Origin of the sequence: Verrucomicrobium sp. 3C (assembly GCF_000379365.1) — a bacterium.
GTDB lineage: Bacteria > Verrucomicrobiota > Verrucomicrobiia > Methylacidiphilales > Methylacidiphilaceae > Methylacidimicrobium.
Genome location: NZ_KB901875.1, coordinates 192,298 through 212,991, shown reverse-complemented (window position 1 = coordinate 212,991; position 20,694 = coordinate 192,298). Strand labels below are relative to the sequence as shown.

General features: G+C 64.2%; 17 protein-coding genes and 2 pseudogenes. 6 read left to right on the top strand and 13 right to left on the bottom strand.

Annotation, left to right across the window (positions count from 1 at the left end):
• Positions 1–39: 39 nt before the first annotated feature.
• The 4 genes from A37A_RS0101355 to A37A_RS15045 form a co-directional block, all read right to left on the bottom strand.
• Positions 40–1,443: an NAD(P)(+) transhydrogenase (Re/Si-specific) subunit beta gene (locus A37A_RS0101355; protein WP_018289749.1), complete on the bottom strand. Its 1,404-nt coding sequence runs from the start codon at positions 1,441–1,443 to the stop codon at positions 40–42.
• 2 nt (positions 1,444–1,445) lie between these two features.
• Positions 1,446–1,772 (bottom strand): NAD(P) transhydrogenase subunit alpha, encoded by a 327-nt coding sequence (locus A37A_RS0101350; RefSeq protein ID WP_018289748.1) that lies wholly within the window; start codon positions 1,770–1,772, stop codon positions 1,446–1,448.
• A gap of 31 nt (positions 1,773–1,803) precedes the next feature.
• Positions 1,804–2,433, bottom strand: a complete 630-nt coding sequence (locus A37A_RS0101345) for a CmcI family methyltransferase (protein WP_018289747.1) — start codon at positions 2,431–2,433, stop codon at positions 1,804–1,806.
• A 115-nt stretch (positions 2,434–2,548) separates the two neighbouring features.
• Positions 2,549–3,574 (bottom strand): class I SAM-dependent methyltransferase, encoded by a 1,026-nt coding sequence (locus A37A_RS15045; RefSeq protein ID WP_018289746.1) that lies wholly within the window; start codon positions 3,572–3,574, stop codon positions 2,549–2,551.
• Positions 3,575–3,746: 172 nt separating this feature from the next.
• Here A37A_RS15045 and A37A_RS0101325 point away from each other — a divergent pair, with 172 nt between their 5' ends.
• A complete protein-coding gene (locus tag A37A_RS0101325) occupies positions 3,747–4,199 on the top strand; it encodes a DoxX family protein (protein ID WP_018289744.1) in 453 nt (150 codons plus the stop codon).
• 94 nt (positions 4,200–4,293) lie between these two features.
• On the opposite strand, the gene A37A_RS0101320 is transcribed toward A37A_RS0101325, so the two are convergent.
• The 3 genes from A37A_RS0101320 to A37A_RS0101310 form a co-directional block, all read right to left on the bottom strand.
• Positions 4,294–5,211: a cation diffusion facilitator family transporter gene (locus A37A_RS0101320; protein ID WP_018289743.1), complete on the bottom strand. Its 918-nt coding sequence runs from the start codon at positions 5,209–5,211 to the stop codon at positions 4,294–4,296.
• 1,051 nt (positions 5,212–6,262) lie between these two features.
• A complete protein-coding gene (locus A37A_RS0101315; protein WP_018289742.1) occupies positions 6,263–8,092 on the bottom strand; it encodes an ABC transporter ATP-binding protein in 1,830 nt (609 codons plus the stop codon).
• A gap of 75 nt (positions 8,093–8,167) precedes the next feature.
• Positions 8,168–9,601 carry a mannose-1-phosphate guanylyltransferase/mannose-6-phosphate isomerase gene (locus tag A37A_RS0101310; protein WP_018289741.1) on the bottom strand — a complete coding sequence of 478 codons (1,434 nt, stop codon included), beginning with the start codon at positions 9,599–9,601 and terminating at the stop codon, positions 8,168–8,170.
• Positions 9,602–9,988: 387 nt separating this feature from the next.
• On the opposite strand from A37A_RS0101310, the gene A37A_RS17895 reads away from it, so the two are divergent.
• Together A37A_RS17895 and A37A_RS21050 are read left to right on the top strand one after the other, a co-directional pair.
• On the top strand, positions 9,989–11,245 hold the full coding sequence (locus A37A_RS17895) for an ISAs1 family transposase (protein WP_231363864.1): 1,257 nt from the start codon (positions 9,989–9,991) through the stop codon (positions 11,243–11,245).
• A gap of 106 nt (positions 11,246–11,351) precedes the next feature.
• The gene (locus A37A_RS21050) at positions 11,352–11,594 is read left to right on the top strand and encodes a hypothetical protein (protein WP_018289738.1); all 243 of its coding nucleotides are present in this window, start codon (positions 11,352–11,354) and stop codon (positions 11,592–11,594) included.
• 71 nt (positions 11,595–11,665) lie between these two features.
• Here A37A_RS21050 and A37A_RS21970 read toward each other — a convergent pair.
• The 5 genes and pseudogenes from A37A_RS21970 to A37A_RS0101280 form a co-directional block, all read right to left on the bottom strand.
• Positions 11,666–11,761, bottom strand: a pseudogene (locus A37A_RS21970) (hypothetical protein); the annotation flags it as partial.
• A 125-nt stretch (positions 11,762–11,886) separates the two neighbouring features.
• Complete coding sequence (locus A37A_RS20390) at positions 11,887–12,981, bottom strand: transglutaminase family protein (protein WP_018289737.1); 1,095 nt, start codon at positions 12,979–12,981, stop codon at positions 11,887–11,889.
• A gap of 113 nt (positions 12,982–13,094) precedes the next feature.
• Positions 13,095–13,223: pseudogene (locus tag A37A_RS21965) on the bottom strand (transglutaminase N-terminal domain-containing protein); the annotation flags it as partial.
• A gap of 129 nt (positions 13,224–13,352) precedes the next feature.
• Positions 13,353–14,225, bottom strand: a complete 873-nt coding sequence (locus A37A_RS0101285; protein WP_018289735.1) for a transglutaminase family protein — start codon at positions 14,223–14,225, stop codon at positions 13,353–13,355.
• Positions 14,222–16,432, bottom strand: a complete 2,211-nt coding sequence (locus A37A_RS0101280; RefSeq protein ID WP_196799456.1) for a circularly permuted type 2 ATP-grasp protein — start codon at positions 16,430–16,432, stop codon at positions 14,222–14,224. The genes A37A_RS0101285 and A37A_RS0101280 overlap by 4 nt, the downstream gene beginning before the upstream one ends.
• Positions 16,433–16,753: 321 nt before the next feature.
• Here A37A_RS0101280 and A37A_RS0101275 point away from each other — a divergent pair, with 321 nt between their 5' ends.
• From A37A_RS0101275 to A37A_RS0101265, 3 genes are all read left to right on the top strand, one after another.
• Positions 16,754–18,094: a cytochrome ubiquinol oxidase subunit I gene (locus tag A37A_RS0101275; RefSeq protein ID WP_018289733.1), complete on the top strand. Its 1,341-nt coding sequence runs from the start codon at positions 16,754–16,756 to the stop codon at positions 18,092–18,094.
• 16 nt (positions 18,095–18,110) lie between these two features.
• Entirely contained in the window at positions 18,111–19,151 is a 1,041-nt protein-coding gene (gene cydB / locus A37A_RS0101270; RefSeq protein ID WP_018289732.1) for a cytochrome d ubiquinol oxidase subunit II, read from the top strand.
• Between the two features lie 329 nt (positions 19,152–19,480).
• Positions 19,481–19,765, top strand: coding sequence for a hypothetical protein (locus A37A_RS0101265; RefSeq protein WP_155996396.1), 285 nt, complete (start codon positions 19,481–19,483; stop codon positions 19,763–19,765).
• A gap of 211 nt (positions 19,766–19,976) precedes the next feature.
• Here the strand turns inward: A37A_RS0101265 and A37A_RS15025 are convergent.
• Positions 19,977–20,694: IS630 family transposase (locus tag A37A_RS15025; RefSeq protein WP_018289730.1), on the bottom strand; the 718-nt coding region annotated here is incomplete at its 5' end.

The following is a 20,694-nucleotide window of genomic DNA, read 5'->3' as shown; positions in this document are numbered from 1 at the left end:
CCCAGCCTCGACCGACTATGCGGTTCGGAGGGGGAGTCGCTACCGCTGGCCGACGAGCTCCTTGATCGATAGAAGCATCTGCCCAAGGACTTCCTGGGCGTCTCCGTAGACCATCCGGCAGTTGTCGGCCGTGAAGAGGGCGTTTTCGATGCCTGCGTAGCCCTTCCCCTGGCCGCGCTTGATCACGTAGACTTGGTGGGCCTTGTCGACATCAAGGATCGGCATCCCGTAGATCGGCGAGCCCTTGTCGGTCCGGGCCGCAGGATTGACGATGTCGTTGGCCCCCACCACCAGAGCCACATCGGTCGTCGGGAACTCCCCGTTGATCTCGTCGAGGCCGACGATCATTTCGTAGGGGACCCCCGCCTCGGCCAGCAGCACATCCATGTGACCCGGCATCCGGCCCGCCACCGGATGGATGGCGAACTTGACGTCGGCGCCCTCTTCCTGCAAGCGCTTGGCCAACTCGTAGAGCTTCCGCTGGGCATGGGCCGCGGCGAGCCCGTAGCCCGGGACGAAGATCATCTTCCGCGCGTAGCAGAGCGTGGCCGCCGCGTCCTCGGCGCTGATCGGCTTGAGCTGGCCGGTCACCTGGGCCTCCTCCTGTCCGGTCTCGCCGAAGTTGCTAAAGAGGATGTTACCGAGCGAACGGTTCATCGCCCGCGCCATGAGCAGGGTGAGCAGGCTGCCCGCCGCTCCCACGACTGTTCCGGCGATCATGAGGGCTGGATGGTGGAGGACATACCCCTCGAAGCCGACCGCGATCCCCGTGCAGGCATTGCAGAGCGAGATCACGACCGGCATGTCGGCCCCGCCGATCGGCAGCGTGATCAGCGCCCCGAAGGCGAACGAGCAGAGGAAGAAGAGAGCGAGGAGATTCTCATTGGGGAGGAGAGCGGGCAATGCGGTGGCCGAGGCGACCGCCAGCAGGAGCACGAGCCCGTTTCCGAGTTGGAGGAAGCGTGGCCGCCAGGGCTTCGGCAGCTTTCCCTCGAGCTTCGCCCAGGCGATGAGCGATCCCGAGAACGAAAAGGAGCCGATGAAGCCTCCGGCGATCGTGATGGCCAGCCGGACGTTGCTCGCGTCGGGATGCGCCAGCAGCTCCATCGCCGAGATCGCCCCGGCCGCCGCTCCTCCCATTCCGTTGTAGAGGGCCACCATCTGCGGCATTGCGGTCAGGGGGACCCGATGCCCCCGCCACCAGGACCAGCCGACTCCCAAGATAAGGGCAAGCCCGCCGAGCAGGAGGTTGACCGGCAGATGGGTCCGGGCCTCCCCGCTCACGCCGAAGACGTAGAGGAAGCTCGCCAGCGTCACGACCATCATCCCGATCCCGGCGAGGACAATCCCGGAACTCGCCGTGACCGGCGAGGACATCCGCTTGAGTCCGTAGATCAGCAGGAAAGCCGTGATCAGGTCGCAGGATTGGAGAAGCAGATCCATCGTTACCTTCGCAGCTCCGGCGCCGTCTTAGATGGCTTTCCCGAGTGAAACATCCGGAGCATCCGGACCGTCACCACATATCCGCCGGCGGCGTTCGCCGCGCCGAAGAGCACCCCAAGGAAGCCGATTACCTGCTCCACCATGGTCGTGGCGTGGAGCAGCGCGTAGAGCGCGCCCACGACCACGATGCCGTGGATGAAGTTGGAGCCCGACATGAGCGGGGTGTGGAGGATCGCCGGCACCCGCGAGATCACCTCGTAGCCGGTAAACGCAGCCAGGAGGAAGAGGTAGATCGCCAGGAAGCCGGTGAGCGTGGTTTGTCCGTCCATGAATGGCTGCTCCGATCGAGCCTTGAGACGATCAACCAATGCGACGCAGGTAACCTCGGGGATTCCAGGTGATGCCGAAATTTTCCCGGGTCCGATCGGCCTCGAAGCGGTGGTCCTCCGCCAGGAAATCCGCCACCGCCTCATAGGGACCGGGGGACGGGCCGTCTGCAATCCCATGATGGCAGTTGGTATCTTCGACGATCAGGTAGCTACCCGGGCTGACCAAGCCGGCATAGGCTCGCAAGACGCCGAGCGTGTTGGCGTGGGTATGCTCGCTATCTTCAATCACGAGGACTCGTTCGGATCCGCCGATTTGGGAGGCGACTTTGTCGGCGAGAAGCTTGGCATCCCCCTGGATCCAGGAGATCCGCGGATGGCGCTTGGCGCGCAGATCGATCTTCCGCTGGTCGATGTCGATCGCGATGATCCGCCCCTTTCCGAGCGCATCCAGAATGTGGGCGAGCGCCAGGGCGCTTCCGCCCCGATAGTTGCCGATCTCCACGACGACCTCCGGCTGGCTCTCGTAGAGGAGCTCCTGATAGACCCAGAAATCCAGAGGGCATTTGAACGTCTGGATTCCGAAGTAGGTCGTTCCGATCAGGATCCGTGCCTGCATCCGCTCGAGCACCCTTTCGAGGGGCTCCTCGAGCCGTTCTTCCATGGGCGGCCACGAGAGTGGTGGCATTTGGGTCATGGCGCCGAGTCTAGTGGAATCGACTTCCTCTCGCCAATCGCAAAGAGCGCGCGCCTCAATGAAACCGTCTTGTTCCCGAGGGCTAACCGTTCGGCTTCTCGGCCTCGATCCACTTCACGATATCGAGGTAGACGTTTTCCTCCCCGAGGACCCGAAAGCCCGCCGCCTTCACGTTGCTCACTGTCTCCCGGTTTAGGGCGGGACCCATGAGCCGCGATAGGGGGGTCATGGCATCAAAGAGGATGCCTACCGGTCCGATCCGACTCCGCACATGCTCGAAGAGGAAGAAGCGGCCGCCGGGCCGGAGCACCCGGTGGATCTCCCGAAGTCCGAGCAGCGGATCGGGAACCGAGCAGAAGGTACAGACCGAGAGCGCCTGGTCGAAGGAGCCGTCGGGGAAGGGGAGCCGCTGGACGTCGGCTTCTCGCAGCTCGATCCCCCCGGGGTAGTCGGCTGCCTTGGCGGCCGCCCGGGAAAGCATCTCCGGGCTGATGTCGACCGCGGTCGGCGACAGGCCGGCCGGCAGGTAGCGGAAATCGTTCCCGGTCCCGGCCCCGACGAAGAGGAGCTTCCCCTCGAGTCGCGCGAAGAGCCTCCGCTTTTCCGGGCCGAAGCGCTGGTCGTCAGCCCAGGTGAGGCGGTCGAAGAACCGGCTTGCCGCATCCCATTTCCGGCGGGTCGAGGAGCCGGCTGCTTCGGGAGATCCTCCCGCTGGTCCGTTGACCGGACCGCGCAGGATCCGATCGTAGAGCCGAAAGCCCGCTACGGCGACCGCCCCGAAAAACGCTCCTACGCTTAAGGCTCTCGCCCAGCCGGGCGATCCCGCCCCCATCGAGTCGCGCATGGCGAAGAGCATGCCCCCGTACATGCCGATCCACGATCCCGGCACCATCGTCTGGAACATGCCCAAAAAGGGACCCAGTACGACTCCGAGCAGGAGATGGATCCCCATACCCAGGACCATGCCGAGCAGCATCGCCAGCACCATGTCGCACCCGGGTGTGACCAGGCTCCGGACCGCTCCGGCGACGAGGGCTCCCGTCAGCATCCCCGCCAGGTAGTCGCCCAGCGGAAAGAGAAGGGAGCGGGTCGAAGCGGGCTTTTCCATCGGTGCGGCCGACCGGGATTCGCTCCGGTCGCAGAAGCATGTTCTTTCCGGGGTTCTTCCAACTCAAGGCAAAAAAAGGCGGAGGCAGCGGCAGATCCTCGACCGGATCTGCTTGTCTCGTCCTCTCCTTCCCCGGCATGATGTCGGTTCCGAACAACGGAAGGAGCTACCCATGAACCCGTTCTCCGGCATTCTTTCGACACAGCGCTCGATCGGCCCCCTTCTTCTCCGCCTGGGCCTGGCCGTCGTCTTTTTCCCGCACGGCGCGCAGAACGTCCTTGGCTGGTTCGGCGGCGGGGGGCTGGCCGCCACCACGGGTTTTCTCCACTCCTCCCTCCATATCCCCATCCTGCTGGCGCATGCCGCGATCTGGACCGAACTCCTGGCTCCGCTCGCCCTCTGCGCGGGGTTCTGCACCCGCTTGGCGGCGTTTGCTCTGGGAACGACGATGGCGGTGGCCGCGCTGATGGTCCATCTCCCGCACGGATTCTTCATGAATTGGTTTGGGACCCAGGCGGGAGAGGGTTTCGAGTTCCATCTCCTGGCGATCTCCGGCTGCCTCTGCCTGCTCTTCACCGGGGGAGGATCCCTCTCCATCGATCATCGCGTCTCCGGCGAGCTCTAACCGCCAATTCTCACAAGCTCTCTCCTACGGCTTGCACAATAGGCTTGGATGCGAGGCGTGGCGCCTCGGCTACGAAATTTGTGAGAATTGGCGGCTAACAGGATGCGGGAGGCTCGCTTCCGGTGCCGGGCCGCCTTTCTTCGACGGGTTCGACATGCACCGTGACCGAGGCCTGCGGCACGGTCCGCCGCACCGCCTCCTCCATCCGGTCGCAGAGCCCGTGCGCTTCCCGGACGGCGAGTGAGCCGGGAAGTCCCAAGGTGAGCTCGACGAAGACCGCCCGGCCCGCCCTTCGGCTGCGAAGCCGAAGCACTTCGGCGAACGGGGGGCCTTCCCGGGCGAGATTCGCCTCGATCAGCGCCACGGTCGCGGGCGAGAGCCCCTCGTCGATCAGCCCGCCGAGCGAGTCGCGTACGAGCCGGTAGCCGGTCCAGAGAATATTCGCTGCGAGAAGCAGGCCGAGCAGCGGATCGAGCAACCAGAGACCGGTGAGCTTGGCCGCGGCCAGCCCGAGGACCATTCCGAGCGAGGTGATCACGTCGGTCCAGAGATGGATCCCGTCGGCGGAAAGGGCTGGGGAGCTCTCCTTCCGCGCGCGGACCAGGAGATAGGATCCCAGGAGCCCGTTGACCAGCGTCGACGAGGCCGAAAGGGCGATTCCCTCGGTCAGCTGGGGAAGCGGCTCGGGCGAGAAGAGGCGCCGGAGCGCGGCGAAGAGGATCAGCACCGCCGCCACCGCGATCAGCCCTCCCTCGAAGCCCGCCGAGAGATACTCGGCCTTCGTATGACCGTAGGGATGGTTGAGATCGGGGGGAGCGGCGGAGATGCGTAGCGCCAGAAAGGCCGCGGCGGCTCCGGCGACGTTGACGACCGACTCGAGGGCGTCGGAGTAGAGGGCGACCGAGCCCGTCAGCCGGTAAGCCAGGAACTTGGCGGCGAGGACGATCAGACCAACCCCTAAACTGAGCGCTCCGGCGCCCGTTGCCGTCACTCTTCCGAGGCTAGCCGCCATTTCTCGTGCGCCGTGAAAAGGGTGCATCGCCCAGTGGGGAGGGAGTGATCTCCACCCGGCGACTATTGCTCCAGCCGGAAGCACCCGGAGCGGCTACTGGTGGTAACGCCAGCGGTCGAAGCCTATGGGGGAAAAGGCCCGGGAAGCGGGTCAGCGAGCAAGCAGGCCCTAAGGAAAGTGAACGCTGAACAAAGCCTCGAAACCGGCAATGCGGACGCCGAGCTCGTGAGAAAGAAGCGAAGGCCGTTGTCTCCCTGGGAAGGAGAGCAATACGTGCACTGGGGAGAGCCGCCGGGGTATTGGGCGAGGGCATGCGGGCAAAGGACGATGCATCAACACGGGAGGCCCATCTGGCCGGGAGCTCGGGCTGGCCCCGAGCGGACCGACCGCTGCCCTGCGAGGGGCCGAAGCGGGACCAGGTGGGAGTCGGATAGGTCCATACTACCTGTGAGCTCGGAGAAAGTCCGAGGGAGGGAAGGGGCCTTAGTTCAAGGGAAACGTCGGAAGGAGCGAGAACGGAGTGTGGCGGTACGCCTACAACCTCCCTTGCGTGTTCGGAGGCTCCAGAGGACGTTGCAGGAGAAAGCGAAGGCAAGTTCGACCTCCTCTCCCTCGGGAGATGTACGTGGAGCTTACCGTGGGCATAATCCTGTACCAACCTTGTTCGGAAGCCGAATGCGGGAAATCCGCCTGTTCGGTTTGATGAGCGGGGAGTGGAAACGGCCGATAAGGAGAGATACTCAGGCACTGTCATACCGAAAGGGGCAGCTCCCGCTATGGCTCTCCTACGTCGCACCGCGCCACTCCTCGACTCCACACACATTTGGTAGCCGCAGCGTCGCAAATGGGCTTGGATGCGAGGCGGGGCGCCGGTTTTCCACCGGAGCTGTATGAGGACATACTGTAAGGATGGAAAACCAAGCCTAACGAAGCAGACAAGCCCATTTTGCAAGCCGCAGGAAAAAGCTTGTGGGAAATGGCGGCTATACCTCTCTCCTCGATCCGGCAAGCCGCCGGATGGCAAAGTGGACGCCAGAGGCAAAGCTGTTTCCTAGGCAACGGCGGCGCAAAGGCCCTGCTTCTCCGCGAGCCGGCGGAAGGGGCCCTCCGCTTCCAGGAGATCGGCGTAGGTGCCTTCTTGGACGATCTTTCCCTCTTCCAGGACGAGAATCCAGTCCGACCCGGCCAGAGTGGAAAGCCGGTGAGCGATGAAAAGAACGGTCCGACCTTGCTCCAGGAGTTCAATCGAAGATTGAATCTGCGTTTCGCTGTGCGAGTCGAGGTTCGAGGTTGCTTCGTCGAGAATCAGGATGGGCGCGTTGCGGACGAAGGCTCGCGCAATGGAAAGCCGCTGTCGTTGCCCCCCGGAGAGTCTCACCCCTCGTTCGCCGATCTTCGTGTGATAGCCGTTGGGCAGCTGGGAGATGAATTCGTGTGCTCCCGCCATTCGGGCGGCCTCCTCGATTTCCGCGTGCGTCGCATGGGGGTTGCCGATCGCGATGTTCTCGCCCGCGGTCAGGTTGAAGATCACGACATCCTGGCTCACCAAGGAGAAAAGCCCCCGGGCGTCCTGGAGCTTGAGCTCCCGCAAGTCGTGACCGTCAATGCGGATTGTCCCGGCAACCGGGTCGTAGAAACGGAGCAGGAGGCTGGTGATGGTGCTCTTTCCGGCCCCGCTGGGACCGGCAATCCCCAGCTTGGCCCCCTTGGGAAGAGTGAAGGAGACCTTTTCGAGGACGAGCCGGTTTCCATAGTGGAAGGTCACCTGATCGAAGGAAACCGTCTCCGTGAACTCCCGAATCGGCTTGGCATGCTTCGCTTCCTGGACGCTCGCTGGAGTTTCCAGGAGCTCCGAGAGGCGCTTGGCGCTGATCGCCCCTTCCTGGATCTTCACATTCGCGTCGGCCAACCGCCGGATCGGAGCGAAGAAGAGGAGGGCTCCGTTGGCGACCACCGCCATATTGGCGATGCTCACATGCTGCCAGACGACGGAGAGGATCAGAAGAGAGAGGGCGAAGCTGGCGATCACGTCGATCGAAGGGCTCACGAGCGAACTCGAGGTGTTCATCTTCGCATTCTGGCGCGCCAGGTCGTTTGCCTGCTTCCGGAAGAGGTCGGCGTTCCTCTTTTCCAAGGAGAAGGCCTTGATCACATGAACCCCCGCCACCGACTCCAAGAGCAGGTTGCTCTGGTCGACTGCCGTCGAGACCATCTTGGCCGCACTCCTGCGGACCTTACCCGAGAGCATCACCGCCGGGATGATGCAGACCGGGATGAGCAGACTGGCGACCAGGGTGAGCCGCCAGTCGATGGTTGCGCACGCAAGGAGGATCGCCAGCAGGGTGAAGGGGTCCTTGGTGACGTCGGTGAAGAGGATGCTGATCGACTGGTAGAACCCTTGGGTATCGTTGAGGATCCGCACCGAGAGGTCCCCCGTCGTCGAGCGATGGTAGAAGTCCATCGAGAGCGCATGGAGCTTTTGCAAGATCGCGGTCTGAAGGTCGGCCACGATCCGTCCGGCAGCCAAGTTCATGAAATAGGCGTTGCCGAGTCGGAAAAGCCCGCGAACCAGGGCGACCCCCGGAAGAAGCAGGAGGCCTCCGACGACTCGCTTCCCGTCGAGTGGCGCTCCCATCATCGGCATCCACTGCTGCAGGACCTGCATGGCCGATTCCCGCGAGTGATGGGCGTGGTGGGTATCCGCCGGCGCATCTAGACCCGGCGTGCCCAGGAAGTTGTCGATCGCGGCCTTGAGCACGAAGAGATAGGTGCCGTTGATCGAGGCGAAGACCAAGCCCGTGAGCACGCCCGACGCCAGGATCTTCCAATGTCTGCGTAGAAATGGCGCAGAGAATTGGAGAATCTTCCAGAGCTCCCGCATCTCGTTCCTTTATCGAATCCCGTGGATGGCGAAGCAAGCGGGATTTCTCAAGCGGTTCTCCTGGAGCGTGCCGTCCTAGGCTCTCCCATAGCGGTCCTCGAAGCGGACGATGTCATCTTCTCCCACGTAATCCCCGCACTGCACCTCGATGATCACCAGATCGATCAATCCCGGGTTCTCCAGCCGGTGGGAGATTCCCGCCGGGATATAGGTCGACTCGTTCGGACGGATCAACTGCTCCACCTCTCCCTGCGTCACCTTGGCCGTGCCCGACACGACGACCCAGTGCTCGCTCCGGTGATGGTGCATCTGGAGCGAGAGCGCCCTTCCGGGCCGGACGACGATCCGCTTGATCGCAAAGCGCGAGCCCTCTTCCAGGACGGTATAAGTCCCCCAGGGCCGGTGGACCGTCCGGTGGAGGAGATGAGCCGGGTGTCCCTGTCTCCTGAGCTCGGCCACCACGGCCTCGACCTCCTGGTCCCGGTCCTTGGCCGCGATCAAGAGGGCGTCGGGCGTGTCGACCACGAGGAGGTCTTGCACCCCCAGGACGGCGGTGAGCCGGTCTGGAGCATAGACGACACAGCCTTCGGCATCCCGGAGCTGCGCCTCTCCCACGACCCGATTCCCCCGCGCATCGGCGGGGAGCAGGTCGGCATAGCTCGACCAGGAACCTACGTCGCTCCAAGAAAAGGGAGCGGGAACGACGGCGACCTTCCGGGCCTTTTCCATGACCGCGTAATCCAAGGAGAGCGACGGAAGGGACCCGAACTCCTTGGGAAGCTCCACGACGCCATCCTTTTCCCGGAGCCCGCCCATGCAGCGCTCGATCCCCTGGGCCATCTCGGGAGCCCACTCCGCGAGAGCCGCGAGGAGCGCATCGGCCCGAAAGCAGAAGATCCCCGCATTCCAGAAATGTCGGCCCGAAGCGGCAAAACCCTCGGCGCGTGCCCGATCCGGCTTCTCGATGAAGCGGGAGACTCCATGGCCGAGCACCGCGTCCTTTCTGATCTCCTCGCCCCGCTCGATATAGCCATAGCCGGTATGGGCGCTCTTCGGCACGATCCCAAAGGTGACCAGGTACCCGAGCCGCGCCAACTCCACCGCTTGGCCCACCGCCTTGCCAAAGGCGGGTCCTTCCTCGATCCGGTGATCGGCTGGAAGGACCAGGAGAACGGTCTGGGGACCCGAATGCTCGCTCAGCCAGCGCGCCGCGGCTCCAATGGCCGGGGCGGTGTTCCGCGCGATCGGCTCCAGCAGATAGCGGAGCGCCTCCTCCCCGGCTCCGTTCGCTGCATCCCTGGCCTGGAAGAGGTAGTCCCGATGGAGGACGGTGAGGGGCGTTGCCGCCCCGGGGAGAGAACGGGCATGGGCGAGAGCCCGCGCAAAGAGGGAACGGCCGTCCGGCAGCTCAAGAAAAGGCTTCGGTCTCCCCTTTCGGGAGAGAGGCCAGAGACGCGTTCCCGCCCCTCCCGCCAGGATGATCGGAACCAGAGAGTCGGCGGTATCCATGAAATTTCTGCCTTCAGGCTACCTAAAGGCCGGGGCCTTCCGGGCACCCGTGGTCACTCCTTGTAAGGGACTTTCCGAGGAAAGGCAATCCAGATCGCCGAGCGGAGCCCTTGCTGCCAGGGTCTTTTTTTATGAACGAGCAAGTGATTCCGCGTCAGGGAGGGAAAGAAAGGCTAGACAGGACAGGAAGCGACTTTTTCGATGCCATAGGCTCGATGAAACAGCTTTTCCATTTAAGAGCCGATGGGGCAAGGGATTGCGGACTGGAAGTTTCGATTGCCAGTTCTCCGGAAGAAATCGAATGGTTCGATGGGCAGTTGAAGGAGCGCCATTATCTGGGGGCGGGGCGATCGGTGGGCGACGATTTGCGCCAGGTCATTGCCCAAGGTGGGCAGGGCGGTGGCGCTGCTGGTTTGGGGGCCGGCCTGCTACGCGCTCAAGGATCGGGATCGGTGGATTGGATGGAGCGCCGTACAGCGGGTGGAGCGGCTGAAGCTGATCGTACAAAATCGCCGTTTTCTGCTGCTCACCCCCAAGGGGCAGGCACCCAATCTGGCCTCTCAAGCTTTGGGAGCGGCCTTGCGGGCGTTGCCGGGACAGTGGCGGGATCGCTTTGGCTACACTCCGCTTTTGGCCGAGAGCTTCACCGATCCGGAGGCATACGCGGGGACCTGCTACAAGGCGAGCAACTGGGAGGCGGTAGGCTACAGCGCGGGCTACAGCCGCCATCGGGCCGATTTTTACCTGCCCAACGACCGGCCCAAGCGGCTCTGGCTGCGTCCTCTTTCGGCNCAAGCGCGGCAAACNTTNCGNGCGGCCCAATTACCCGAAGAGTGCCGCGCCGGNTTGAGCGCGAGACCCTCGGGCACGCTGCCGGTCAACGCCCAACAGCTCGACTCATTGCTGGAGGTCTTTTGGAAAGCGCCCGATCCGCGCAAGAAGAACGCCCACTACCCGGTCGGATCGGTGTTGACCTTGATCGCGATGGCGCTTTTGGCCGGGCGGCGGGAGATCGCCGAGATCGCCCGTTTTGCCACCAGTCTGACCCAGCCCCAACGCCGTCGGCTGGGCTTGCCGCTCAAGAAGGGCACGGGAGGCTTTCATCCGGTTCCCGGCTACAGTGTCTTCTACCAAGTGCTCACCCGCATGGATCCCGAAGCCTTCGCTTCCAGGCTCACCGACTGGTTGCAAGGGCAGGGCGGCCTGCTGCCGCAGGCGCTGGCCTTGGACGGCAAAATGATTCGTCATCACATTGGCCTCCTGACCTTGGCCCAACAGGAGGACGGCGCCCCGCAAGCGGTGGCGGTCCACGACCGAAAGCAGGACACGCCCCGTTGCGAACAAAGCGCGGCGGTGGCGCTGCTGGAAAAGCTGCCGGCCCTGGATGGCAAAATCATCACGGCCGACCCATTGCATTGTCAGCGGCGCCANGCCCGCCTCATCGTCGAAAAAGGGGATGATTATCTGTTCGGGATCAAGGGAAACCAGCCTCGCTTGCTCCAAGAGGCTCAAGCCTTGGACGCCTTGCGCGACACCCCCTTTTTACCGACAACCAAATCGGTCATGGCCGAGTCGAAATCCGCAGGCTCCATGCCTTCCCCATCGAGCCCCTGGCCGTCGACTTCCCCTTTGCCCGCGCCCTGATCGTGGTGCGCAGCCAGCGCACGAAGAAAAAAGCGCCCTCACCAGCATCGAGTCCCGTTACTACCTCTCCAGCGCGCCACCGGATCCGTATGCGCCCCAAGAATGGTTGGACTGGATCCGAGGACATTGGGGTGGAGTCGAAAACCGCAACCATTGGCGACGCGATGCCCGGATGGGCGAAGACGGTTCCCGTTCCCGTCAGCCCAACCTGCTGGCCAACTCCGTCCTCATCCGTAACGCCCTCCTCTCGCTCCTATCCGAACGCCTCGGCGCACAATCCCTCGCGCAGTTCGGCGAACGACTCCTCTCCAGTCCCAAACAATGTCTGGCCATCCTTGCCGCCGCATGAACTCCTAAACAAAAGACCCTGCGCGTCGGATCGGCCCAGGGGAGGCTGTCGAGCGGGAGGCGGAGCCCGATCAGGCTGTCGCCGGGGAGCAGGAAGAGGACGTCGGCACGGAAAAACCAACGGTCCGACTCCCAGCGGGGCCGCCCGCCGCAGAGCGACCGGCGCAGGGGGAGTACCGAGCCGACCGGGGCGGCGAGCCCCGGAGGAAAACCCGGGAGAAGCGCGCCCGCTCGAGCGGATCGCGGAGCTTGGCATCCTCGACGAGGATGTTCGCCGGAAGCCGCCCTTCTCGTCAGAGGTAGTAATGGATGTCCTCATAGGCCGGGCGGACGAGCTCGGGTGGAAGGCCCAGCCGTTCGGCCAGGGCCTGCGCGAACCGCTCGGCATCGGGAGCCCCGGCATCGTCGGCATCGTCGTCGGAGGCGAGCAGGGCGCGGTCATTCCAGACCGGCTCGCCGTCGGCCCTCCAGTGGGCGTGGGGCGCCCAGCGTTGCAGGGGCTCCCCCGGATACTGCTTGCCCAGACTATAGGTGAGGGCTGCCCCAGGCCCCCAGAGGGGGAAGAGCTTCCGGAGGAGCCGTCCGGCGTAGGCCCGCTTGGTCGGCCCGAGCGCCTCGAACTTCCATTCGGCAGCTTCGCGGTCGGTGGCGGAGATGAAGGTGGGCGCACCTCCCATCCAGAGGCGGACGCCGGCCTGGCGGAGGGCCGCGTCAACGGAGGCGCCCTGGGCGAGGATCGCCTGCCATTGCGTGGGGGTGTAGGGCTTGGTCACCCGCGGGGTTTCCGAGACGCGCCGGACCGCCATCTCGAAGGTAAAGCGGCTCCCGGTGCCTTCCTCGACGGAGAAGGTGCCGGAAATGGGAGCGGCCGACTGGGGCGAAGCCGTGGCGGCCAGGGGGATATGACCTTCGCCCGCGAAGAGCCCCGAGGTGGCGTCCAGGCCGACCCAGCCGGCTCCGGGTAGGTAGACTTCGGCCCAGGCGTGGAGATCGGTGAAGTCGGCCTCCGGTCCGGCGGGGCCGCCGTCCACGGGCTTGGTGTCGGCGACGAGCTGGATGAGATAGCCCGAGACGAAGCGGGCTGCGTAACCGAGATGCCGGAGAAGGGTGACCTGCAACCAGGCGGAGTCCCGGCAGGAGCCTCGGGCCCGAGCGAGCGTCTCCTCCGGGGCGTAGACTCCGGGCTCCTCTCGCACCACGTAAGCGATCCGCTCGTGGAGCGTGCGGTTGACCGCGACCAGCACGACCGTACGCAGCGGCGATCCCTCGAAGCGGCGGCGCGTTTCGGCGAGGAGGGCGGCGAGAAGCGGACCGGGTGCCGAAGCGACCCTGAAGGGGGCCAGTTCCTCGGAGAGAATCTCGTCGTAAGCGAAGGGCCACGACTCCACTCCGCCTGGGGTTCCAGGAAGAAATCGAAGGGGTTGACGGTCTCCAGGTCGGCGATCAGGTCGACCATGACATCGAAGTGGGTCACCCGTTCCGGAAAGACCACCTGGGCGAGGAAGTTGCCCTGGGGATCCTGTTGCCAGTGAAGGAAATGGGGCTTGGGGTCAACCAGGAGGGAGCAGGAGAGAATCGGGGTGCGGCTGCGCGCGGCGGGGCGGAGCCGGACGATCTGCGGGCCTAGCATCACCGGGCGGTCATAGCGGTAGGAGGCGTGGTGGGTGAGCGCGGCGTGGATCGACATGGAGTCTTCGGGTTTGTCTCAGGAGAAAGTCAGCAAGACGGGATGGCTTTGGAAAGGAATTTCCTCGTCCGATCAGAGAGGGAGCGGCAACGGGTCGAGGTCGACCTGGACCCTGACCGTGTGGCGTCCGCCGCCCACGATGACGCCCCGCAGGGGAGAGACGTCATGGAAGTCTCGCCCCCAGGCGAGGGTGACATGCTCGTCTCGGACCAATAGGCGGTTGGTCGGGTCGAAGTCGATCCAGCCCGCCTCCGGACCGGCCCACGCGGAAATCCACGCGTGGGACTGGTCCGCCCCTCGAAGCTTCTCCTGCCCAGGGGGCGGGTGGGTGCGCAGGTAGCCGGAGACGTAGCGCGCCGGAAGCCCGAGCGCGCGGAGGCAGGCAAGCATGAGATGGGCATAGTCCTGGCAGACGCCCCGGCGGCCTGCGAACGCCTGAAATGCGGTGGTGGCGCTGCCGGTCGCACCGGGCTCGTAGGTCATATCGGAGTAGAGGCGCCCGTTGAGGTCGAGCAGCGCTTCCAGGATCGGCCGGTCCGCCGGGAAGCTGGCGGCGGCATAGGCAGCGATCTCCCCGTCAGGCGCGGCCAGCGCGCTGGGCAAGCAGAACTCCGCCAGATCGACATCGTCGAGGCTGCGGGCGGCGATCTCCTCCCAGGCCGAGGTGGCGGCCGGAGGGCCCGACTGGCCGACTTCGACCGTGGCGCTCATCGCCACCCGGAACTCCCGGTGCGCTCCGGTAATCGAGACCGTGGTGGTCAAATTCCCGAAATGATCGACCTCGTCTCGGCGGCTGTCGGGAGTCGGGGAGATGTCGAGCCGGGCGGCGAGGACGGTCTGGCCGGGTCGTTCGCGCGGCAGGAGGTGGAGGAAATGGGTGCCCAGGACCACCGCCGCCTCGGTATAGTCGTAGATCGTGGTGTGATGGAGCCGGTAGAGGGTCATGGCAAGAGGTCGCGGACTTCGTTTTCCTCAAGGGCGTGCGCTTCGGGGAGCAGGGCGAAGAAGCGTCGGTGCATCCGGTCGGAGAGGAGGCGGAGCTTGGCCGCAATCTCTCGGAGAGGCTCGCGCAGGTCCGAGGCGACGCCAACTAAGTTGGTGACCTCGCGCTGTAGCTGGTGGGCGGTCTCCGCGTCGTCATCGGCCCCCAGCCGCTCGAGGCAGGCGCGCAGCGCTGCGCATTGGAAGGCGAGCGAACGCGGGTTGAAGAGATCGGCCAGGACCATCGAGAGCACGGGGCCGGGGGAGAGGATGCCCGCATGACGCAGATCGTAGCTCAAGACCGAATCGGCCAGTTCGATGCTCAGCGCCATGCCCGGCTCGAGCCGATCGAGCGGCGCGTCGAGCAGGATGGCGAGGCTCTCCGTCATCGACTCTCCGCGCTCGAGCCGGCGGCCCATTTCCAGAAAGAGCCAGCCGCCGTCGCGGGACATGTTCTCCGCCGCGATCCCCGCAAAGGTGGCGGTAAAGCTGAGCAGCATGGGGAGTGCCGTCCCTTCGTCGGGGAGGCTGTCGGCTGTCTGACGGAGGGCGAAGCGGACGGTCGCCAGCATCGAGGGCGAAAGCCGCTCGGAAGAGGCATCGATCAGCCGGCCAACCTCCTTCACCAGCCCGTCGATCGGCCGGCCGCCCGCCAGGGTCTGCCGCAGCAGCCGGCCCGAGGCGGTGCCACCGGCAATGTCGGCCGACACGAGACCGGCCCGGGCGAGGCAATGGATGAGGAGGGTGCGCTCGGCGATGTCGCGCGGCAGCGAGGTGCCCGATTCGAGGCGCGGTAGGGCGAGCATCAGCAGGCGGCAGGCGGCCTCCAGCCGCTCAACCGAACGACCGAGCCAGAAGAGGTTGTCGGCCAGCCGCGAGGGGAGGTGAGCGGCGGCGAGGAAGGGAGCGAAGTCAGGAGGTTCCACCGGGGGAGGTCCGACGATATAGGAATCCTCTTCCGATTCGAGCACCCAGATATCCTTGAAACCGAGTGACGAAGCCTCCGGTCGGGAAGCCTCGAGCGGCAGGCCGAGCCCGCCGGGCAATACCCGCCACTGTTCGCCGTCATTCCAGGCGAAGAGCCGAAAGCCGATCGGGGCCGAGGCGATGACCTGGCCGTCCGCAAAGGGCGCACGGGAAGCCAGCGCCCGATCCTCCTCGGTGGCGCGCAAGAGCAGAGGGCTCTCGCCCAGCAAGGGCTCGCAGAGCCGGTCGAGGAAGGGAAGGAGCTCCGCCGCCTCCACCAGGGCCGTCCCGGGGGCGTTCCATATGACAAGGACCCCGGCGCGCAGGGCGCCGAAGGCCCCCGGAACGCCCAGTGCCGGCCGGCCGCCCTGCTCGAGCGGATCGAGATCGATCCCGGAGATTCCGCGGATCAAGGTCGCGATCGGGAGCAGGCCGCTCAGCGTCTTCATGTGCAGGGCGCCCCTGCGCGTGGCGAGGTCGTTCGGTTCGATCCGCAGCAGGCCGAGGGAGCGGGCGAGCAGGGCCTCGTCGACCGCTCCCGGGCTCGGGCAGGAAGCGGTGCTGGCGGAAAGGACAGCCACGAGCCTCCCCCCCGCTCCCCGGTAGAGATGATCGACCAGCATCTCGCGCGCCGGGCGCAAAGAGCGCAAGCCGCCGGCGGGGAAGATCTCCGGAAGGGTACCCGCAGCCAAGCGGCGGAGGCTCAGCGCATGGCCGAGGCCAGAAATCGCTCCCGCATGATCTCGGAGCAGCCGGAAGGAACCGTTGGGGGTGCGGACTAGGTCGGCGGCGTAGAGCGCTAGACGGGGGGCCGCCAAAGGGGCCGAAGTGTGGAGGCCGCGTAAGAAATGGCGCTGACCGAGCACGAGCGCGGGAGGAATCCGGCCCAGGCGGAGCAGGCTCTGGGGCCCGTAGAGATCTTCTAGCACCCAGCCCAGCAGGCGGGCCCGCTGTCGGATTGCCCCCTCGAGCTCCGAAAACTCGCCGGCGGTCAGCAGAACCGGCAGCGGATCGTAGATGGAGCGCGGCGCATCGCCGAACGGTCCTGCCAAGTCGGTCATGCGGTTGAGCGCGGTGGCACGGCGGGCGAACTGCTCCGGCCCCAACCGGCGCACGGCCGCCATCGCGGGCCTCCATGCGTCACGAAAGCGTCCGTGGGGATCGAGCCTCTCGTCGCGTCCCAATCTCGCCTCCGGTCCCTGCATCCAACCCGCTTAACAGACCGCCGCGCCGGTGCCTACCGAAAAAACCGGTGCTAGCAGCCTGTCGGGCTTAGCGCGAAAACTCCCCACGATGCGGCGGGAGATCGAATTGGTCATCCGTTTCGAGATTCTGCCCGGCCGGGGTGAAGTCATCGGGGTGAAGTCATTTCAGGGCATCCCTGAATGGATGTGCGGAAGCCCGGGAGAGGGCCGCCAGTCCCGTTCCGGCCTCCGAGCAGACCCGCTGAAAAGCTTTTCCCCGACTTCCAAAGCGCGTAGACGTGGGAGGAGCGACGGCCGCAAAGGTCGAGCAGAGTGGAATCCATGCTCTTATACGACCGGCTCCAGTTCGGCTTCACGGCCGCCTTTCACTACCTTTTCCCCCAGCTGACGATGGGGCTTGCGCTCTTCCTGGTGATCTTCAAAACCTCTTCCCTCTTCGCGAAAAATCCGCTCGCGGATGCGGCGCTTCGCTTCTGGAGCAGGATCTTCGCCCTGACCTTCGTCTTTGGAGTCGTGACCGGGATCGTGCTCGAATTCGAGTTTGGGACGAACTGGTCCCGATTTTCCCGCTACGCGGGGGAGACGGTGGGGCAGCTGCTCGCCCAGGAGGGGACCTTCGCCTTTTTCCTCGAGTCCTCTTTCCTCGGGATCCTCCTCTTCGGGGAAAGGAGGATGGGTCCGAAGGTCCACTTCCTGGCCGCCTGGATGGTCATGGCCGGCTCTTGGCTATCCGGCTATCTCGTCATCGCGGCCAATGCCTGGATGCAACATCCGGTGGCGATCCTCTCCGCCAGAGAGGGGGTGGTCCACGTCTCGAGCGTCTGGACCCTCCTCGCAAACAGCTGGGCGGCCAAGCAGTACCTGCACAACATGTGCGCCTCGGTTCTGACCTCCTCCTTCGTCGTCTCGGCCGTGGGGGCCTTTTACCTGCTCAGCGGACTCCACCGGGATCTGGCGAGCTACTTCCTGCGCTACGGAGTCTGCCTCGGCCTTGTGAGCTCCCTCTTGGTGATCGTCCCGACAGGGGATGGGGAGAGCAAACAGGTCTTCGCCTATCAGCCGGTCAAGGGGGCGGCGATGGAGGGGCTCTTCCACAGCGAGAAGGGAGCCCCCTTGATCCTGGTCGGTCAGCCCAACATGGAAAGCGAGTCTTTGGACAACCCGATCTATCTGCCCGACATGCTCAGTATCTTGACCTACCGGCGCTTCACGGCCGAAGTCCAGGGCCTCGACTCCTTCCCCAAGTCTGATTGGCCAGACAACATCCCGCTGGTCTATTATGCCTATCATATCATGGTCGGCCTCGGGACCATCTTCGTGGCCACCATGCTCACGGCAGCCTTCTTTTTATGGAGAAGACGGCTCTTTCAGACGCGCTGGCTCCTCTGGGCGATCTTCCTGCTTTTCCCTTTTCCCTATATCGCGAACACCGCTGGCTGGGTGACGGCCGAGGCGGGAAGACAGCCGTGGGTCGTCTACGGGCTCCTCAGGACGGTCGACGGGACCTCGCCCAACGTTCACGCGGGCAATGCGATCTTCACGTTCCTGGGATTCCTGGGGCTCTATCTGGCGCTAGGGATCCTCTTCCTCTTTCTGGTAGGCCGGAGGGTGTTGCGGGGACCGGAATCGGCGGCTCCGGCGGAAAGCGCCCAAGGGGAATAGCGGAGGCAAGGCGGAGATGGAGACGATCTGGTTCGTTCTGCTCGTGATCCTGCTCGGAGGCTTCGTCGTCCTGGACGGGTTTGACTTTGGCGCGGGGATTCTCTTGCCCTGGATCTCCAAGGACGACCGAGAGAGACGGACCCTGATCGAGTCGATCGGCCCAGTCTGGGACGGGAACGAGGTCTGGCTCGTGGCTGGCGGTGGGCTCTTCTTCTTTGCCTTCCCGAAAGCCTATGCCAGCGCCCTGAGCGGATTCTATCTGGCGGTCATGATCTTTCTCTGGGTGTTGATCCTTCGGGGCATCTCCGTGGAGATCCGCTCCCAGCTCCCGAGCATTCTCTGGCGAAACTTTTGGGACGGCCTCTTTTTTCTCTCGAGCTTGCTTGCAGCGGCGATTCTGGGCGGACTCCTCGGGAACCTAGTGAGCGGGGTGCCGATCGACTCCTCGGGCAACTTCTTCCTGCCGCTCTGGACCTATTTTCTTCCCGGCAGGCACCACGGGGTTCTCGACATGGCCACCTTGCTCTTCAGCCTGTTGGCGATCATCAGCCTGGCTGCTCACGGAGCCTCCTACCTGATCTGGAAAACGGACAGAGCTCTCCAGGAAGGGGCCAAACGCGCCTTCCGCCGGCTTTTTATCCTCGAAGCGATCTTCGTCCTGCTCACCCTGCTCGTCGTCGTCTTGCTCCAACCCCCACTCCTCCGCCGGTATTGGGAAGCGCCATGGGCGCTCCTATTCCCCGGTCTTGCCCTGCTGTCCTGGGCGGCAAAGAGGATCGCCTTCCAGAAAGGCAAGGAGTGGCTCTGCTTCGTCTCCTCTTCGGTCTTTCTCCTTGCCTCCCTGGTCTCGACCGCCTTCGGTCTCTATCCCAACCTGCTGATCTCCTCGCTCGATCCTTCCTCGAGCCTGACGATCGCAAACTCCGGAGCGGCACCGAAGGCTCTCTCCGCTGGCTTAGGCTGGTTCGCGGTGGGGTTTGCCCTGATCGTCCTTTACACCATCATGGTCTACCGGTCGTTTTGGGGCAAAATACGGGGTGGTGCGCACGGATATTGAGAAGCTGAGAAGCGGGCTGGCAGGGCGCCTTCCCGGCACAAGAGGCCACGGTTTCACCGCGGGACCGCAGCGAATGCCCGCGCGCGCGACCTCAAGTCAACCGGATGTCGAGCGTCCGCAGGCAGGTGTGGAGGCCGGCATCCTGGGTCGGTAGGATGTAGGCCTCTCCATTCGACTCGTTGACACTTCGGCCGCCGCAGATCGCGATCGGGCATCAGCCCGAGGTTTTGCGGAGCGGAGGTGAGGGGGAGAAACGCAGTCCAGGGCCTGCGGCCGAGCCCGAGCCCCGAGTGGGCTGGACGATCTCCCGGATTTGGTTAGCCTCTGGCATGGCACAGCACATCCTTTCATCGGCTTCTCGAATGCTCGGCTTCTCTTTTATCACCTTGGGTCTCATCCAGGGATTGTGGAAGACCGGATCCGCCCGCTCTCTCATGGAGGACGTCGTTGGATTCACCATTCTCTTCTTCCTGGGCGCAACGGTGGCTGCTTACCTGGCGTTGCGTTCGGGTAAGGCGTCCAGCTTCTGGGAGCGGGCGGCGGACTGGCTCTTTCTTCTGGGTCTGGCTTGCACCGCCGGCGAGACCGTGGTCCTGGTGGTCTCGATCACCTAGCCGCTCCTCTGCCACGGGCCCCAAAGCGGGGTTCGCCAAAAGGAAAACCTTGCAAAGCCCTCCTTTGCGCCTTGCCCGCGGCAAGCCGCGGTTTGCGAGATCCGGCTGCTCCGCGGAGCGAAGTTCCGCCGAATGCCTCGGACTTCAGAAGAGTCTTGACCGGGATTGCATCTTAAAATGAATACACTCTAGTGTGCTGAACGATAAATAGCTATGTATTAGCTTTTGCTTCGATTGCTGCGCGGGAACGCTGGATTTTTTCCAAAATGGCCTGCCCTTCAGCCTTCCAAACGTATCGCTTGGGCGAAAGGTCGCGGTCCTGCAGATAGGCCTCTATTGAAGCGACCAATTCCTTGGTGCTTGTAAAGCTGCCGTCCCGGATGCAGTCCACCGTCAAATCCCGGAAAAAGCGTTGCACCAGATTCATCCACGAACTGGACGTTGGCGTGAAGTGAAGGTGGATTCTGTGGGTTCCCCGCATGCGCTCCTGACGCTTGTTGCGCGCGTGGATCCACTCCATGACGAGCGGTTGCTTGTGCGTGGCATAGTTATCGACGACCAGGTGGAGCGACAAAGAGGAAGGGGTTTCCCTATCGAGTTTCTTTAGGAAGGCGAGCCACTCTTTATGAGTGTGTTGAGGAGCCGTCTGGCGGGATATTCTTCCGTCCAAATAGCTCAAGGCCGCGAAAAGCGTGATCGTTCCGTGCCGGACATAGTCATGGGTGCCGGTGCGAACCCTTCGAGGCCCAAGAGGCAAAGCGATTTGTGTGCGCTCCAGGGCCTGGCATTGGCTTTTCTCATCACAGCAGAGGACCAGCGCCCGTTTTGGCGGATTAAGATAAAGACCGATCACATCCCAAAACTTCTCTTCAAATCGGGGATCATTCGATACCTTGAAGGTGCGGTGGAGGTGGGGTTTTAAGTCATTG

What these genes read in the sequence shown, in the direction of transcription:
- A37A_RS0101355 (WP_018289749.1), bottom strand. Translation starts at nt 1,443, where the DNA reads ATGGATCTGCTTCTCCAATCCTGCGACCTGATCACGGCTTTCCTGCTG.
- A37A_RS0101350 (WP_018289748.1), bottom strand. Translation starts at nt 1,772, where the DNA reads ATGGACGGACAAACCACGCTCACCGGCTTCCTGGCGATCTACCTCTTC.
- A37A_RS0101345 (WP_018289747.1), bottom strand. Translation starts at nt 2,433, where the DNA reads ATGGAAGAACGGCTCGAGGAGCCCCTCGAAAGGGTGCTCGAGCGGATG.
- A37A_RS15045 (WP_018289746.1), bottom strand. Translation starts at nt 3,574, where the DNA reads ATGGAAAAGCCCGCTTCGACCCGCTCCCTTCTCTTTCCGCTGGGCGAC.
- A37A_RS0101325 (WP_018289744.1), top strand. Translation starts at nt 3,747, where the DNA reads ATGAACCCGTTCTCCGGCATTCTTTCGACACAGCGCTCGATCGGCCCC.
- A37A_RS0101320 (WP_018289743.1), bottom strand. Translation starts at nt 5,211, where the DNA reads ATGGCGGCTAGCCTCGGAAGAGTGACGGCAACGGGCGCCGGAGCGCTC.
- A37A_RS0101315 (WP_018289742.1), bottom strand. Translation starts at nt 8,092, where the DNA reads ATGCGGGAGCTCTGGAAGATTCTCCAATTCTCTGCGCCATTTCTACGC.
- A37A_RS0101310 (WP_018289741.1), bottom strand. Translation starts at nt 9,601, where the DNA reads ATGGATACCGCCGACTCTCTGGTTCCGATCATCCTGGCGGGAGGGGCG.
- A37A_RS0101285 (WP_018289735.1), bottom strand. Translation starts at nt 14,225, where the DNA reads ATGACCCTCTACCGGCTCCATCACACCACGATCTACGACTATACCGAG.
- A37A_RS0101280 (WP_196799456.1), bottom strand. Translation starts at nt 16,432, where the DNA reads ATGCAGGGACCGGAGGCGAGATTGGGACGCGACGAGAGGCTCGATCCC.
- A37A_RS0101275 (WP_018289733.1), top strand. Translation starts at nt 16,754, where the DNA reads ATGCTCTTATACGACCGGCTCCAGTTCGGCTTCACGGCCGCCTTTCAC.
- cydB (WP_018289732.1), top strand. Translation starts at nt 18,111, where the DNA reads ATGGAGACGATCTGGTTCGTTCTGCTCGTGATCCTGCTCGGAGGCTTC.
- A37A_RS0101265 (WP_155996396.1), top strand. Translation starts at nt 19,481, where the DNA reads ATGGCACAGCACATCCTTTCATCGGCTTCTCGAATGCTCGGCTTCTCT.